The following is a 16,240-nucleotide window of genomic DNA, read 5'->3' on the forward strand; positions in this document are numbered from 1 at the left end:
CTAAAGAAATTATCTTGATATTTATGCTCTTTCAAGCATACCACTAGCTTTAAGATCCTGTAGCCTGATGTACTACATTGATAGGAACACCTACCTCAAGTAGATTCTTTGCCACTTCTATTTCCCCTATTTTTTTACCCTTTTCTTTATTAATCTGTATTCTTTTAGATACTGACATAATTAATGAATAAAATTTATCACGTATTTCTTGATCATCAATTTTATTATACTCTCTCACTAAATCTAGTACTCCATTTTCTCCTTCTCTATCCTCATTACTTCTTTCAATTTCAACATTGCCTTTTTCTATTAGTTCACTAATTTTCGGCAGTAGAGTTTTAGCGTGCGTTGACAATTCGTCTGCTATGTTACGTAGTTTTCCTATTGTCATGATATGGGTTCCTTGCTCATAGCGTCGTATCTGACCACCTGTTAAACCGACTTCATTTCCTAAATCCTCCTGAGAACGTCCTCTTGCTAGCCTCCAGTCTTTCATATTTTCCCCTGTTTTATAGGCTATAAAATTAACTACCTCTGTTTTATCATGTTTCTTAAGTTCATCTTTAGACAAGCCTGTTGTTTGGAGGATGATATCAACAGAAATACCAGCTTTAAGTAAATTCTTTGCCACTTTAATTTTCTCTGCTTCTCTACCCTCTTCTTCTCCCATCTGGATAGATTTATTTAATGCAGAGGCTATCTTACATAATTCCTGGTTCCTAAATTTTTTACATTCTCTAACTAGATTTAATGTTTTTTCTACTTTACCTTCAATTTTCTCTGATATCGTTGATTCAGGCAGTAGTTTTGCCATATCAATCATTAGTTCCACTACTATCATACAGAATATAATGATTGAAATCGGATTTTCCCCTCGCTCATATCTGTACATTTGCTTCTCTAATACTCCGACTTTACTTCCTAGACCTGCCTGATTTGCTTTTCCCTCTCATGTTTTAATTTTTTCCCTACTTCGTAGTCTGTTAACTTTGTGTCAGTAGTCATGTCTCTTTAAAACATTTTGAGACAAAGGTATACTCTTTAACCTAAGATTCTATTAAAGGAGACTTTCCTTTGCACTACCGTAAGAGAGTAAGACTTCAGTAAAAATCATATTTGATGATGTCCAAGCTGTCCTTCTCAACGTTTTCAACATTTTCGGGAATAGTTAATTTTCTTGTTCCTGCCATGTATTCAACTACCTCTAAATAATTATCTTTCCATCGACCATTAAGCGCATAATGTAATGGTGTATTCCCATATTTCTTAGTGGCCTTAATTTCAGCTCCTCTCTCTATGAAGTATTTTACTAAATCAATTTTGGCGTGGTAAGCAGCCCAATGTAGAGGTGTTCTGCCCTCATTGTCAGTTACATTTATATCCACGTTTTGCTTCTCCACAAGATACTCTACTACTTCATTATTACGCCAATAAGCTGCCCAATGTAGTGGTGTACTACCTAGATTATCAGTAACATTAAAATTTATTCCTTCTTCTTCTACTAGATATTCAAGGACACATGACATACCAGACTCATCGCCTATAGCTGCATAATGTGCTAGCGTACAACCATTGCTACTAATGGCATTCTTGTCGGCACCATCTTCTATAAGATTTTCTACCACATATGAGTACCCACAAAAAGCAGCTATATGCAAGGGTGTTATCCCATGTCTATTAGTTGCTTTCACGTTTGCTCCTTTTTCTACTAGATATCTAGCTGTTTTCTCACAACCACCATGAGCAGCGTGATGCAGAACAGTATTACCCTTTATGTTTGCTGCATTTATGTTGAAGTTTTTTTCTTCCACTAGATATTGAACTATTTCTAACTTACCGTCTATAGCAGCTATATGCAGAAATGTTTCACCATTTTCTTTAGTAGCATTAATATTTGCTCCTTTTGCTATAAAATGTCTTACTATATCTAAGTTACTTGCTTCATGTAGAATGTTATCACTAGCATTAGCCCCTTTCTCTACAAGATATACAGCTATATCTGTGCTACCTTTATAAGCAGCAATATACAAAGGAGTATATCCATACCTATTAACAGCATTAATACCAGCACCTTTTTCTACAAGATGTTTAACTGTTTCAAGATTACCTTCTTCCACAGCTAAATGCAAAGGCGTATTCCCTTCATCATTCTTAACATCTTTCTTATCTACTAAATACTTTTCTATGATGTTACACATACCAACCCCACTAAATTAATAAAACTATTCCATTCTACAGACACAAACATTATTTTTTTATTAACTGCAAAACCCGTATAAATTCCTATATGCACTGCTCATTCTCTCTCATGAGGGCATTCATAATTATGCTAATATCTTATATATATTAATTAATAACCTCACTTTCTTCCCCCTTCAATGGCCTCTTCTATAACAGCAGCTATTTCGTTCATCTTCTTCAACTGACTCACTTCTGGGTTTTTACGCATTTCCTTCAGCACCTTTTGATAAAGATCTTGCTTTTTCTCATTATCAAGTAGTTTGCAGTATAGTTTTAGCTGCTCAGGGGTCTTTGATAGTAGTCGTACTAACGCTGATTCTCGGTTATTGTTGTTATTACTCATATAAAAATCCTCACTAATTAACGCTTCAATTTTTTTTAATGTTTACTACTGTTTTCTTAGTAGTATTGGCATAAAGCCATCTATTTTGGCGGAAGTCAAGAAATTTTTTAAATATTTATTTGTTATTAATAATAGCAAGGATATTAATATATTGACTTCGATGTCTATTTAGGACTTTGAATAGTATTCTTTAAAAATACTTTTGCTATATCACTTTCTTTATTGTCTTCCCGTAGATATTGTAATAATTGAAATTCAATCTGGTAGGTTAAAAAATTAAAGTAAAATATGAGTTTTATTTTGACTTTTTGTGTTAATTTCGCAGAATATTAAGATTATCATTCAAATTAAATACATGACAAAAAGAGGACTGGGAAGCGGTAATTGGGCTTGAGGTACATGCTCAAGTTTTTCCTCTAGTTGGTACAGCAACACTAGATATATTAGTGCTATTAGCAACGCAAATCTATCTTCTAGTGTTCATTGGTTTTTAATGATTTTTGTGCTATAAACTAAAAGGCATGATAAATGTGCAGTATGTCTAGAGAGGTATTATGGTAGTAAAAAGACACGAAAATAATATACAAAGCTCAATAAAGGATTGTATACCAATTGGGTCAACTAATGATTCCAATATTGTATCAACATCAGTGCAGCATGCTCAAATAACAGTAGACAATTCTTTTGCTATCAATCAAGGTGAAGTGGGCATTACTAACGGTAACTCTACAAAACATATATTGGGAACATTTGGTGCAGGTCCATGTGTAATTGTTACTTTCTACAATCCAGACACTAGTGAAGCTGCTTTAACCCATATTGATGCATTAACTAACGTGCCGCAAACAATATCTATGATTGATTATCATCTGACTAAGAATGTTGATGAGGCAAATTTTATAATTAACCTCTCAACTGGATGGCTAGACAACAATAGTACATTAGAACTCATAAGGGATGTTTTGTCTTCTAGAGAAAATATGGAAATTAGTAAAATCCTGGAAAGCTCATCTTTAGCAATAGATGCAAAAACTGGGGAGATTATTCAAGGCATTACTCATCATGTTTTAGACCTAAATGGCGATTATAGGAAAAGAATGGAAACAAGGGAAACAATCGCTATGTTTACGTTTGGTAAGGTAATTAGCTCTAGAATATCTTTTGATGGTAGAAATGAGAGTTTAACTTTCTAAACCCATAAATCCTTACTAATTAATGATACAATTTTTTTAATAACTTTCTTCATAAACTTGGACTAAAGAAAGGTTTAACGTCAGTTTGTTCTACATCTTCTACTTTTTCAAGTTTCGTATCTGGCTTTAGAGCATTATACAACGCAAAACCCATACAAACCAACCCAACTATTCCCCCAATCACCGCTATGGCATACATTTTCAATATATAAGCTACAACACTACTGACTAGTAATGCCGCACCAACACTACCAGCCAAGATTGCTCGTCTTTGTTGCATTGATGGTTTTTCTTTTTTGTCTGCAGTATTTTCTTTGCTAGACCCATTATCAAAACATGCAGCAGAAGAAAGGCTGTTGGAAGCATTTTGCTCTTGTATGTCAGTTTCTGTTACAGCAGTTTCATTTTTTTCTCATATCAGTTGGTCTTCAGTATTAGAGAGCTTTTCTATTGAAGCAGCAATAGACTTCTTTCAAAATTCATGTAGGGAGCTCAAAATTGTGAATTGCAGCAATCAAATTAAACCTTAAACCAAAACGTTTTCGTCGGTTTCTATACCTGTCCGAGATGATTTTAAACCTTTTCAATTACGTTTTCAACAATTGCCCTTTGGCTCATAAGTGCCCTGTTCTCTTTTTTTTGTTCTTTGCTTAACGGATTCTTTTTCGTTTTCCTGTGCGGTAATACAACATTTTTGTGTATCTTCTGCATTCCCCTGTAGCCGGCATCAGCTAAGATTTTAGTTTGCGGCAATACTGCTACCTTTGATTCTCTAAACATCCGTGTTTTCTACCATTCGAGAAAGATGTGCATATGACTTTTCTACTCTTCTTCTCTGTTACTATTTGTGTTTTTATAGTATGCCTTTTTTTCTTTCCAGAGTAGAAGGGCTTTTGCTTTTTTTTGGTCTCTCTACTGGCGTTTCAGTTCCGTCTATTACTAAAACTTCATATTCTACATCACTCTTTAATAGCTCTTTTTTTCCTGGTAATGCAAAATCTGGATGTTTTATTAATATGTCTTCTACCCATCTTATTATTTTAAAACTGTTACTTTCACTCATGCCATAGCTTTGCCCAATATGAAAATATGTACGATATTCTCTTATATATTCCAGTGCCATAAGTAGCCTGTCTTCTATGCAAAGTTTACTTTTTCTTCCACTTCTAGCTTTTTTTCTTTTATCCTCCACTTCTAGAATTTCTACCATTCGCTCAAATGTTGCTTTTTTTACCCCTGTTAAACGTCGAAACTTTTCTCCTTCTAACTTTTCTATTTCCTTATATTTCATGCTTTCAAATACTTCATCTTACACTCCCTCTAACAATTTTGAAAGAAGTCTACTCTTGTTTTATTATACCGCTTGAAAGTGGTAGAGGATTTTGTTGGTATTGAGCAGCAAAAGCGTAACTCCCGAGTTCAACTTTTATCATCTCAACTTCTTCTCTTCCTCCCTCGAGGGGATATAATAACTCATTCTCTTCTCTTGAGTATAATACTCTTGCAGGTAGTGTCATTCCAGCACTTGATGCTGGAATCCAGTCTTTTGCGGTTGAATTTTCTGGATCCCAGTGTCTGGGCACTGGGATGACAGGAGGGGGGATTGGAATGACACCAGTATGGTTATTAATTGAATAAATAACCTCCTTATTTTCAGAAATCATTGGCAAACAAATGTGATGCCATATGTTTTTTGGCTTGGATAAGAGGTGCCCAGTTAAGTCTTCCATACGTGTCAAGTTAAGAAGCAAGGGTAAGAAAATTCAATGAACTTAAGGTGGATACTCTAGTTTTTCTATATCTGTCTTTCACAGAAAATTGTGACCAGTCTGTGGTAGGTTTTTTCAGGAAAATTCTCAAATTATTAATTTTACTGCTTAACGCTAAAAACAACTCCCTAATCCTTCTTTTTAATTCAATGAATGCCTTTGTTAAACTCAGCTCTGTATTCTCTTTCAGTTTTATACAACCAACTATTCCATGAAATATAAGAATTGCGCACAATTTAGCGTATAGTTCACATAATACTCTGTATGGTTTTCCTTTAAGTTCGTCAAGCCTGATGTGACTCTTATACAATTTAAATAATAATTCAATCTGCCATCTTACCCTGTAAACTGTTAATACTTGTTCAGCGCTGATTTTACTCTCTGGAACGTTAGTTATGAATATCGACCAATCCAGCAATTTTTGATTCTTTTGAGAAGATGTATATCCATGTGATTTTGCTAACTTATTAGCCCTTCTTCTTCTAATTATAGACTGTTCTTCAGTTAATTTTTGACATATAATTCTCACTTTAATTTTTACTTCTTTTCCTAATAGCACTTCCATCTCTAGAAGGGATTGACCTTCTAAACATTCCAACAACTCTATTTTTTGATTTGTTTCTATATCATATATATTGGTATCAGACTTATAACGACTAACAAAATATGCACCTGCTTCATCAATCTGTTTAAAAGAACTAGGCACAAAGTAGCACAAATCAAATATTAGCAAATCATTGGCTGATAAACCGTTCAGATAATCCCTATAACCTTGATCCGACCTTATTCCTTCTATTAAATTTAACTTATCTAGCGCTTGGTTCAGGTAATCAAAGACTAACTGCAGCTTTATTCCTGATTTGGTATTACTCTCACAATCTCTATAGCTACTCCCATATCCTTTGTACATATCTTCCATGCTACTGGGCAGGCTAATATAATCCAAACCCTGTTTTGTAATTTCTATCGAGTCTTCATTTAGCAATTGGCACATTGTTTCTATGCTGCAATCACCAACTCCTATGTTACCAAAAACCATAGCTTTTATGAATGATGAGCCATTAAGTTTTCTCTTTCTTTTTATAAAACCTACTGCAATTGATATTTCGTCTGCTTTTTCATTAAAGAATTCATTGAGGTCTTTTGATAAGCAAGCTATTCTGTCCATTGTAAGTTCTCTCATTCACATATCCAAGAGAACTTATACCTTATTCTTTTCCTTCACTCTATCAATTTTACTTACACTTTTCCTTAACTTGACGCGTATGCTTGAATGACGGTGTCGGTAAACTTAGAACTATTTGCCTTTTTTCTACTTAAATTTGGGTTATGCAAGAAGTCTAATAAAGCGAAATATGGAAGATAAGTGCATTCTGAAAGGCTACACAGCATGTTCGTCCTGCTAATTAATAATATCTTTATTATTGTATGAGATAGGTAATTTAGCATTTATGAATTTGTAATGTGTTACGCATAGCTCAAAGAAATAAGGTTTACTGGTTACACGCTGCAGCCAATGCCACAACACTAGGATCTATGTTTGTCTGCATGTTAATTTGCGTTGTGATTTTATGGAGGTCTTCTGTTACCTATGCCAGTGAAAATTTGGAGATACAAAAGGCCTTTGATAGTGTTGTCAAGCATATAAAAGCTGATAAAAAATATAAAGATCTTGATGTTATTGAGAGAAAAAGTGACAAATTTAATATCAAAATTTCGCAGAATTCTGGCAAGAGTTTTGACATATACTCTACTTTAAAAAAAGCAAAAGATTCCTTTAAGTTAGGAGATAATGAAACAGCTATTTCTCTCCTTAATCAGATTACCGCAAAGTTTCCTTATCATAAAAATGCTTTGATTGGACTAGGGAATATTTATTACGCTAATAAAGAATACAAAAAAGCTGTAGAGATTTACACAAGACTGTTAAAAGAATACCCTAGTAACCCTTACATATTAAAAAATTTTCTGACAATAATCTCACAATATGATCCTGATCTGGCGTTGAGTGAAATGTTAAAATTGTATGATATACATAAAAATTATGCTCCTTTATTAGCAAATTTAGGTCTGATTTATATGAAAAAGGAGGATTATGTAAAAGGTAAAGAGTATATGACAACTGCTATTTCTCTTGATGAAAACAATATTTTTTATACCTATAATCTAGCTGTTATTCTAGATAAACTTTCAGATTTTCAAAATGCTACAATATTCTACTTAAAGTTGTTGAACATGGCTACAACTTTGAAAGATGTGAGTGAAAAAATACCTTTATACAAAGTGAGAGCAAGACTAAAATTTATAAAACTTCACAGCACGCACTCAAAGATTTCATAAAAGCTTATAGCTTACCTAAATCTAATTTATCGTATCTGTTTAGGAGGGTGGCTAATGTGCAAATATTGAAGCAAAGTGCGTGACGCACAGCTGTACGAACATTTTGATTTTGGCCCATCAGATCCCAGTGCTTGACACTGGGATCCAGGAATTTTATTAAGTTGGCAAGCATAAAAATAGCTGTTTTATGTTAAAATACAACGTTTTAATGATTATGAAAAAGCTGGATTCCAGTGTCAGCTAATTGAATGACACCATTCTTTTTGCTGGATCCCAGTGTCGGCTACTTGGATGACACCATTTATTGTAAGCTCACATTTACTCTATGATTATCTTTTTAGATCACCTTGTCTACCTATTTTGCCACTCTGCTGAAAGGATACAATTTATTGCTATTTTTGTTTACAATAATAATATTGAGCTATAGAATTAGATCTAAAGGGGCAATTAGCTCAGCTGGTAGAGCATCTCGTTTACACCGAGGAGGTCGGCAGTTCAAGTCTGTCATTGCCCATTTGCTTAACTGAATGTTAGTATTATTAATTACTTCAATTAAAGTATAGAAAATGCAGGATAATATAGTACCAATCTCAATAGTAAAAGAGCTGGAAGATTCTTATCTTTCCTACGCAATGAGCGTTATCATAAGCCGGGCTATACCTGACGTGCGGGATGGATTTAAACCTGTTCATAGGCGCATATTATATGCAATGTCAAGAGCTGGATTCGATGCCGGCAAGCCATATAAAAAAGCGGCTCGTATAGTTGGGGACGTAATGGGGAAATATCACCCACATGGTGATGCAGCTATTTACGATTCCTTGGTCAGGATGGCTCAAGATTTTTCTCTTCTTTTACCACTTATTGATGGGCAAGGTAACTTTGGTTCGATAGATGGAGATCCACCAGCTTCAATGCGATACACAGAAGCAAGACTTCAAAAAGTGTCGCACTTTTTACTGAATGATATTGATGAAGATACAGTTGATTTTAGGCCAAACTACGATGGAAATGAAACAGAGCCTGTTGTGCTGCCTGCAGAGTTTCCGAATCTATTGGTAAACGGTGCAAGTGGTGTTGCAGTTGGTATGGCAACCAATATTCCTTCTCATAATCTTGGAGAAATAATAGATGCTTGTATATTATATGTAGATAATCCTGAAGTTACTTTGGATGAGTTACTTGAAGTGATGCCAGGGCCGGATTTCCCAACTGGGGGAATGATTCTTGGAAGGTCTGGAATAAGATCAGCATTTGCAACTGGTCGTGGATCAATTGTTGTGCAAGGCAAGACTCATATAGAAGATCTGCCACAAGATAGGCAAGCAATAGTGATTGATGAAATACCTTACCAGGTAAATAAAGTAAAATTAATTGAGAAGATAGGTGAGCTTGTAAAAGAAAAAAGAATTGATGGTATAACAGAAATTAGGGATGAGTCCGATAAGTCTGGTATTAGAGTAGTAATTGACCTCAGAAGAAATGCTGAAGCAAGTTTTATACTTAATCAAATATTGGGACTAACTCCACTAAGAAGTAGTTTTAGTGTTAACACTTTAGTGCTCAATAACAACAGGCCTGCTTTGATGTCATTAAAAGAAATCATAGCTGCTTTTGTTGATTTTAGAAAAGAAGTACTAATTCGAAGAACAGAATTTCGTCTAAGAAAAACGAGAGAAAAAGCTCATATATATATAGGGCTCTACATTGCGGTCCTCAGCATAGATGAAGTGATAAAAATCATCCGCGGTGCAAAAGATCCTGCGGAAGCAAGTAGAGAACTTTTAAATAAAGAATGGAAAACTTCGAATGAAATCAACACTATTATTGAGTTGATTTCAGATAGCGCAAGCTTTTTGAAAGATGGAGTGTATAGATTAACTGAGCTACAAATTAAGGCTATCCTTGATATGAAACTTCAGCGTTTAACAGGCCTTGAAAAAGACAAATTAGAAGCTGAGCTAAGTTCAATGATCAACCTGATAAAAGAATATATCGCTTTTCTTGGCTCAGAAGAGAAGTTGATGAAGGAAATAAAAAACAATTTACAAGAAATAAAAAACAGATTTGCCGTACCACGAAAGACTGCAATAGAGGAATCAGATACGGACATTGAAGCTGAAGATCTAATTCCACAAGAGGATATGGTGATAACCGTAACTATGAATGGTTATATCAAGCGTGTGAAACTTTCTCACTACAGAACTCAGCGTCGTGGTGGAAAAGGAAAGCTAGGACAAGGATTAAAAGAAGAGGATGTAACCACAAAATTATTTGTTGGGAATACCCACACTAGCCTCTTATTCTTTTCTAATATTGGCCGAGTTTATAGATTAAAGGTTTATAAGTTGCCTCTTGCAGAACCAACTGCACGTGGAAGAGCGCTTGTTAACATATTTCCGCTTAGCGATGGTGAAACTATAACTAATATAATGCCGTTGCCAAGTGAAAATGACGAAAATCAAAACATAGTTTTTGCTACTGCTTATGGAAACATAAGGCGTAACTCCTTAGCGGACTTTCACTATATTCCAAGCAATGGAAAAATAGCAATAAAGCTCGATGAAGGAGACAAATTAGTATCGGTTAAAGTATGCAATGAAATTGATCATGTTTTACTTTCAACAACGCTTGGAAAAAGTATCAGATTTGTTGTAAGTGATGTGCGTCAATTTAAGAGTCGCAATTCAGATGGCGTAAGAGGTATCAAACTTGTAAAGAATGACAGCGTGATATCCATGACCGTATTAAATGGGATAGGTGTAGCAACAGAAACAAAAGAACTTTACTTAAAAGTTCCACTTGCAAAAAGACTGGGGACTGCAATTAATAACTCCATTGATTCTAAATTGGAAAAGACTTTGAATGATTTAGGAATAGATAACGAATTATTCTTAAAACTTGCAGTGAATGAGGAGTTTATATTAACTATTACTGAAAATGGCTTTGGTAAAAGAACTTCTGCGTATGAGTATAGAGTAACTAACAGGGGTGGTGTTGGTATCACCAATATTCTTACTACTAGCAGAAACGGTAATGTTGTTGCTAGTTTTCCAGTTGAGCAGGGTGATAATATAATGCTTATTACAGATAAAGGAAAGTTAATTCGCATTTCGGTCAATGAGATTAGAATTGCAGGACGCAGCACTCAAGGAGTCACTCTGTTTAAAACAGAAAGTAGAGAAAAAGTGGTGTCAGTAGCGAAAATTGAAGATCCTGATTCCACTGAAGATAGTATTTTTGAAGTTGAAAACTCTATCGCTTCTTAACCGTAGTATAGGTTAAACAAAAAGCGCAAGTTTTTGTTGATTAATACGCAGTATTTAAATTAAAATATATACTTATGGCTAAGTAAAGATCAATGGACAAAAAATTAACTAAAAATAAAAAACCACTGGTAGACAAAGAGGATAAAAAAACACCTCCTGTTAAAGATCTTACTAAAAATAAGGGTAGGAGAGATTTTATAACATTAACTACATGCGCTATGGCAGGTATAGGAGCTGCAAGTGGACTTTGGCCACTGGTTAAGTCTATGAATCCTTCTGCTGAAGTTCTAGCAACTTCCACAGTGGAGGTGAATTTGTCTGGAATCCAGGAAGGACACGGAGTAAAAGTAAAATGGCAAGGTAAACCAGTATTCATTCGTAGACGCACAAAGCAAGAAATTGAGGTTGCAAGAGCTGTGGATGTAAAGAACTTCAGGGACCCTGAGTCAGATGAGCAGAGAGTACGTGAAGGAAAAGATGAATGGTTAATCATGATCGGAATATGTACACATCTTGGGTGTGTACCGGTTGACCACGCTACAAGAGATGGTAATGGTTGGTTCTGTCCTTGCCACGGTTCATATTATGACACATCAGGCCGAGTAATTGGAGGCCCTGCACCAAAAAATATGGCTGTACCTGATTATTTTTTTCCCAGTGAGAATGTTGTGGTAATTGGCAAGAAGGCTTAACGGAACTCGTTAAAAAAAACTCACAGGATCAACATCTATTATCACTGCAATACTCGAATTCAAGTTACAATTTTTAATCCAATATTTCAGCTTTTTTTGTATGGATAGACTGTGCTTATTGTGTATTTTTAGCAACACCCTATACCGATACTTATTATTTAAAAAATTTATCGCTGCTGGTGATGGGCCAAGAATTTCAAATTCCTTTTTATCTACACCTACATTTTTTTCCTGGATACAAGTAGTTGAGCTACTTGAATGACAGAGAAGAGATTTTACTATTTCATTCGCTGCTTTTTGTGTCGCAATCTGATTCTTACCACAAATTATAAGCGCTATTAATCTGCTAAATGGTGGCATTTTGGCTTCGCGTCTTGACTCAAGTTCGATTTCATAAAATGAGTCCCTTTTTTGATGCAGCAATGCTTTTATTATTGAACTTTCAGGGTTATTGGTTTGCACTATTACCATTCCTTTTTCATTAAACCTTCCTGATCTGCCTGCAACTTGGTGCAATAATTGATACGTCTTTTCCGCTGCTCTTAAATCAGAATTTTCGAGGCTCAAATCTGCATTCATTACTCCAACCAAAGTTAATTTGGGGAAATTGTGCCCTTTAGCAATTATTTGTGTGCCGATTATAATGTTCACCTCTTCTTTCAATATCAAGTCAATTACGTTACTAACCGACTTCTGATCGCTGCTTATCATCGCAGTTTTTGCGTTTGGTATTAATTTCACCATTTCTTCAAGTAACCTTTCAATTCCTATGCCGTAGAGGGACAATGGCTGTTCACTTTGGCAATTAGAGCATTTCTCTGGAATTTTTAATTGATAAGAGCAATGATGGCACAAAAGAGCATTTTTTTTCTTGTGATATGTAAGCCAAACAGCACAATTTAAGCAGGAAATTTTATATCCACACTTTTTACAAATTGCCAGTTGTGCATACCCTCTGCGGTTTAGAAAAAGCATAACTTGCTGTTTTTTCTCTATGGTTTGTTTGATGCTTTCAAAAAGCTCAGAGGAGATCCATTGCTTGTTGTTCCTCATATCCACTACTTTAATGAGTGGCAATTCTGCACCACCGAATCGCTTAGTTAGCTTTACATGATTGTAATTCCCGCTTTTAACATGATGAATCGTTTCAAGCAGTGGAGTAGCTGATGATAAAATAATCGGAATATTTTCAAATTTGGCTAAGATTATCGCCATATCTCGAGCATTATATATAATTCCCTGTTCTTGTTTAAAAGATGAGTCGTGCTCTTCATCAACGATAATCAATTTTAGGTTTTTATAAGGCAAAAAAAGTGCTGATCGTGCACCAATAATTATCTGCGCATTTCCACTTGCTATATTGAGCCAATTATTCCGGCGAGTTTTTGGAGTGAGTCCTGAGTGCCATTCAACTAAGTTTTTTGATATCTGACCGCGAACACGATTTACCAATTGTGAAGTTAAAACAATCTCAGGCAAGAGGATTAAAATTTGTGCATTACCCTCTCCTGGTGTCATTCCAGTGCTTGACACTGGAATCCAGGTTTTGATCGAAAATGTTGTATAGTGCGCTTGTTTACAATCAATTTTGCTAGATCCCAGACTGGGATGACATCCTCTTGGTAGAACCAAATCACAATGTTCGTACAGTTGTGTCTCTGGGCACTGGGATGGTAAAGTCTGAGCAGCATTTGGAACGGCAGTGTAATTCTTAATCAATTGTGCAATCACAGAGAGATAAACTTCCGTTTTTCCAGATCCTGTCTCACCGTCAAGCAAAGTCACTGAATACTTGTTCAAATTGCTTATTATTTTATCACTAGCTATCTGCTGTTCAGGGCTTAATTGGCAACTTATTTCACTTGTTTCCTGCTTTTGTTCAACACAAATCAATTTATCTATGTGATTTACTTTTAACACTCCTCCCATTATCACTTTGGCAAGCATACCAATAGGTATTAAATTGTATTGTGCAACCCACTCTGCAAATGCAATCAATTTTGGTCTAATATTTGGTAAATCGATTTTTTGCTCAATAAATTTTAATTCTCGGTTACTTTTATCACTATATTTCCAAACTATTCCGATTAAGCGTTTTTTGCCAAATGGCACCACTACGTAATCTCCAAGTAAAATCTCAGTATTTTCCTCAATTGCATATGAAAATAACTGATTAATCGGAAGTGGTAGTAATACGTCAACTGTTCTTGCCATAGTGATTAAGTTTAGCATTGTTTTAAAGAGTTTGTAACTTTTGGCAATATAGATGAATCGGTACAGAGAAAATCTTAACGTTTAACACATTTTTCATAGTACAGACCGTATGATTGATAAATAAAATGATTTATAGAATTTGTGGAGGCTACCAATGGTCAACGACAAGATTACTTTGAACTTTGAAATAGAAAAAGGCGAACCTATAGATCGATACTACTTTTCTGCACGTATAAAGCTTACAGATGAAAGCAAAAATCTTTTGCGCGAGAAGCTTGGCAGTACAATTCAATTCGATAATCTAGATGATCACTTCAATCTTAACCATGAGAATTTTTATATCTACTACAACAAATATAGTGAGCACAATGGTAGAAGTGAGCTATACGTTAGGGATGATAACGGTAGATATTTAACCTCTAATCTTCCACTCAATCATAACGGGTTCTCAATGGAACTATCATCTGACGGAGCGTCAATTGCAGATTATGGTTTTTATCCTCTGTATGCAATCTATAACCCAAATCACTATGATAAAGCAAAGGAAAAAGTATTTGATGATCAAGGTGAATTGTCACCAATTGCATCAAATGTGTTAGATAATTTTTTAAGCAACACAAATAGCTTAACCACACAAGATATATTACAAAATGTATTCTCACAACTGCAGAAGAAAGCTGATGAAGAAGCAGAAAGATTGGCAAGAGAAAGAGAAGCAGAAAGACAAAGGGAGGAAGAGTTAAATGAAAAGAACGAGGAGTTAAAAGAACTTGTAGAAAAGGATGAGATTAAAATATTCAAAGTGGTAAAAGGTAATGATTTAGGTAATGGGCGTTCAGCAGTAGTTTTACAACTTGATGGGGAAGAAGGTGACAAGATACCTCTCGACTCCAGTAAATACTACATAGCAGAGTATAGACACCCATACGCGTCAAGTTAAGAAGCAAGGGTAAGAAAATTCAATGAACTTAAGGTGGATACTCTAGTTTTTCTATATCTATCTTTCACAGAAAATTGTGACCAGTCTGTGGTAAGTTTTTTCAGGAAAATTCTCAAATTATTAATTTTACTGCTTAACGCTAAAAACAACTCCCTAATCCTTCTTTTTAATTCAATGAATGCCTTTGTTAAACTCAGCTCTGTATTCTCTTTCAGTTTTATACAACCAACTATTCCATGAAATATAAGAATTGCGCACAATTTAGCGTATAGTTCACATAATACTCTGTATGGTTTTCCTTTAAGTTCGTCAAGCCTGATGTGACTCTTATACAATTTAAATAATAATTCAATCTGCCATCTTACCCTGTAAACTGTTAATACTTGTTCAGCGCTGATTTTACTCTCTGGAACGTTAGTTATGAATATCGACCAATCCAGCAATTTTTGATTCTTTTGAGAAGATGTATATCCATGTGATTTTGCTAACTTATTAGCCCTTCTTCTTCTAATTATAGACTGTTCTTCAGTTAATTTTTGACATATAATTCTCACTTTAATTTTTACTTCTTTTCCTAATAGCACTTCCATCTCTAGAAGGGATTGACCTTCTAAACATTCCAACAACTCTATTTTTTGATTTGTTTCTATATCATATATATTGGTATCAGACTTATAACGACTAACAAAATATGCACCTGCTTCATCAATCTGTTTAAAAGAACTAGGCACAAAGTAGCACAAATCAAATATTAGCAAATCATTGGCTGATAAACCGTTCAGATAATCCCTATAACCTTGATCCGACCTTATTCCTTCTATTAAATTTAACTTATCTAGCGCTTGGTTCAGGTAATCAAAGACTAACTGCAGCTTTATTCCTGATTTGGTATTACTCTCACAATCTCTATAGCTACTCCCATATCCTTTGTACATATCTTCCATGCTACTGGGCAGGCTAATATAATCCAAACCCTGTTTTGTAATTTCTATCGAGTCTTCATTTAGCAATTGGCACATTGTTTCTATGCTGCAATCACCAACTCCTATGTTACCAAAAACCATAGCTTTTATGAATGATGAGCCATTAAGTTTTCTCTTTCTTTTTATAAAACCTACTGCAATTGATATTTCGTCTGCTTTTTCATTAAAGAATTCATTGAGGTCTTTTGATAAGCAAGCTATTCTGTCCATTGTAAGTTCTCTCATTCACATATCCAAGAAGAACTTATACCTTATT

13 protein-coding genes, 1 tRNA gene and 2 pseudogenes are annotated in these 16,240 nt (G+C 34.8%); 6 read left to right on the plus strand and 10 right to left on the minus strand.

The features are described from left to right. Positions 1-49: 49 nt before the first annotated feature. The 3 genes from OPR57_RS00600 to OPR57_RS00610 all read right to left on the minus strand — a co-directional run bounded on the left by OPR57_RS00600 (position 50) and on the right by OPR57_RS00610 (position 2,584). Positions 50-892: a helix-turn-helix domain-containing protein gene (locus tag OPR57_RS00600; RefSeq protein WP_265036677.1), complete on the minus strand. Its 843-nt coding sequence runs from the start codon at positions 890-892 to the stop codon at positions 50-52. Positions 893-1,100: 208 nt separating this feature from the next. Beyond that, complete coding sequence (locus tag OPR57_RS00605) at positions 1,101-2,198, minus strand: ankyrin repeat domain-containing protein (RefSeq protein ID WP_265036680.1); 1,098 nt, start codon at positions 2,196-2,198, stop codon at positions 1,101-1,103. A gap of 161 nt (positions 2,199-2,359) precedes the next feature. Beyond that, positions 2,360-2,584: a hypothetical protein gene (locus OPR57_RS00610; RefSeq protein WP_265036682.1), complete on the minus strand. Its 225-nt coding sequence runs from the start codon at positions 2,582-2,584 to the stop codon at positions 2,360-2,362. Positions 2,585-3,138: 554 nt separating this feature from the next. Here OPR57_RS00610 and OPR57_RS00615 point away from each other — a divergent pair. Next, the gene (locus tag OPR57_RS00615) at positions 3,139-3,777 is read left to right on the plus strand and encodes a hypothetical protein (RefSeq protein WP_265036684.1); all 639 of its coding nucleotides are present in this window, start codon (positions 3,139-3,141) and stop codon (positions 3,775-3,777) included. Between the two features lie 49 nt (positions 3,778-3,826). On the opposite strand, the gene OPR57_RS00620 is transcribed toward OPR57_RS00615, so the two are convergent. The 4 genes and pseudogenes from OPR57_RS00620 to OPR57_RS00635 form a co-directional block, all read right to left on the minus strand. Further along, a complete protein-coding gene (locus OPR57_RS00620) occupies positions 3,827-4,057 on the minus strand; it encodes a hypothetical protein (protein WP_265036686.1) in 231 nt (76 codons plus the stop codon). A 199-nt stretch (positions 4,058-4,256) separates the two neighbouring features. Continuing rightward, positions 4,257-5,068: pseudogene (locus tag OPR57_RS00625) on the minus strand (IS5 family transposase). A 52-nt stretch (positions 5,069-5,120) separates the two neighbouring features. After that, positions 5,121-5,507 (minus strand): annotated as a pseudogene (locus OPR57_RS00630) (WPE palindromic element domain-containing protein); the annotation flags it as partial. Positions 5,508-5,517: 10 nt separating this feature from the next. Then, complete coding sequence (locus OPR57_RS00635; RefSeq protein WP_406831701.1) at positions 5,518-6,714, minus strand: IS4 family transposase; 1,197 nt, start codon at positions 6,712-6,714, stop codon at positions 5,518-5,520. Between the two features lie 296 nt (positions 6,715-7,010). On the opposite strand from OPR57_RS00635, the gene OPR57_RS00640 reads away from it, so the two are divergent. Continuing rightward, positions 7,011-7,886 carry a tetratricopeptide repeat protein gene (locus OPR57_RS00640; RefSeq protein WP_265036691.1) on the plus strand — a complete coding sequence of 292 codons (876 nt, stop codon included), beginning with the start codon at positions 7,011-7,013 and terminating at the stop codon, positions 7,884-7,886. Positions 7,887-7,890: 4 nt separating this feature from the next. On the opposite strand, the gene OPR57_RS00645 is transcribed toward OPR57_RS00640, so the two are convergent. After that, positions 7,891-8,058 carry a hypothetical protein gene (locus tag OPR57_RS00645; protein ID WP_265036693.1) on the minus strand — a complete coding sequence of 56 codons (168 nt, stop codon included), beginning with the start codon at positions 8,056-8,058 and terminating at the stop codon, positions 7,891-7,893. A 269-nt stretch (positions 8,059-8,327) separates the two neighbouring features. On the opposite strand from OPR57_RS00645, the gene OPR57_RS00650 reads away from it, so the two are divergent. The 3 genes from OPR57_RS00650 (at position 8,328) to petA (ending at position 11,847) form a co-directional block, all read left to right on the plus strand. Further along, positions 8,328-8,400, plus strand: a tRNA-Val gene (locus tag OPR57_RS00650). A 52-nt stretch (positions 8,401-8,452) separates the two neighbouring features. After that, positions 8,453-11,155: a DNA topoisomerase (ATP-hydrolyzing) subunit A gene (gene gyrA, locus OPR57_RS00655; RefSeq protein ID WP_265036695.1), complete on the plus strand. Its 2,703-nt coding sequence runs from the start codon at positions 8,453-8,455 to the stop codon at positions 11,153-11,155. Positions 11,156-11,247: 92 nt separating this feature from the next. Then, a complete protein-coding gene (gene petA, locus OPR57_RS00660; protein WP_265036696.1) occupies positions 11,248-11,847 on the plus strand; it encodes a ubiquinol-cytochrome c reductase iron-sulfur subunit in 600 nt (199 codons plus the stop codon). A gap of 9 nt (positions 11,848-11,856) precedes the next feature. Here petA and priA read toward each other — a convergent pair whose 3' ends face one another. Then, positions 11,857-14,061 (minus strand): replication restart helicase PriA, encoded by a 2,205-nt coding sequence (priA, locus tag OPR57_RS00665; protein WP_406831484.1) that lies wholly within the window; start codon positions 14,059-14,061, stop codon positions 11,857-11,859. Between the two features lie 154 nt (positions 14,062-14,215). Here priA and OPR57_RS00670 point away from each other — a divergent pair, with 154 nt between their 5' ends. After that, complete coding sequence (locus OPR57_RS00670; protein ID WP_265036699.1) at positions 14,216-15,001, plus strand: hypothetical protein; 786 nt, start codon at positions 14,216-14,218, stop codon at positions 14,999-15,001. Here the strand turns inward: OPR57_RS00670 and OPR57_RS00675 are convergent. After that, the gene (locus OPR57_RS00675) at positions 14,998-16,194 is read right to left on the minus strand and encodes an IS4 family transposase (RefSeq protein WP_406831627.1); all 1,197 of its coding nucleotides are present in this window, start codon (positions 16,192-16,194) and stop codon (positions 14,998-15,000) included. The genes OPR57_RS00670 and OPR57_RS00675 overlap by 4 nt on opposite strands. Positions 16,195-16,240 lie beyond the last annotated feature (46 nt).

Origin of the sequence: Wolbachia endosymbiont (group A) of Anomoia purmunda, assembly GCF_947251545.1 — a bacterium.
Classification (GTDB): Bacteria; Pseudomonadota; Alphaproteobacteria; order Rickettsiales; family Anaplasmataceae; genus Wolbachia.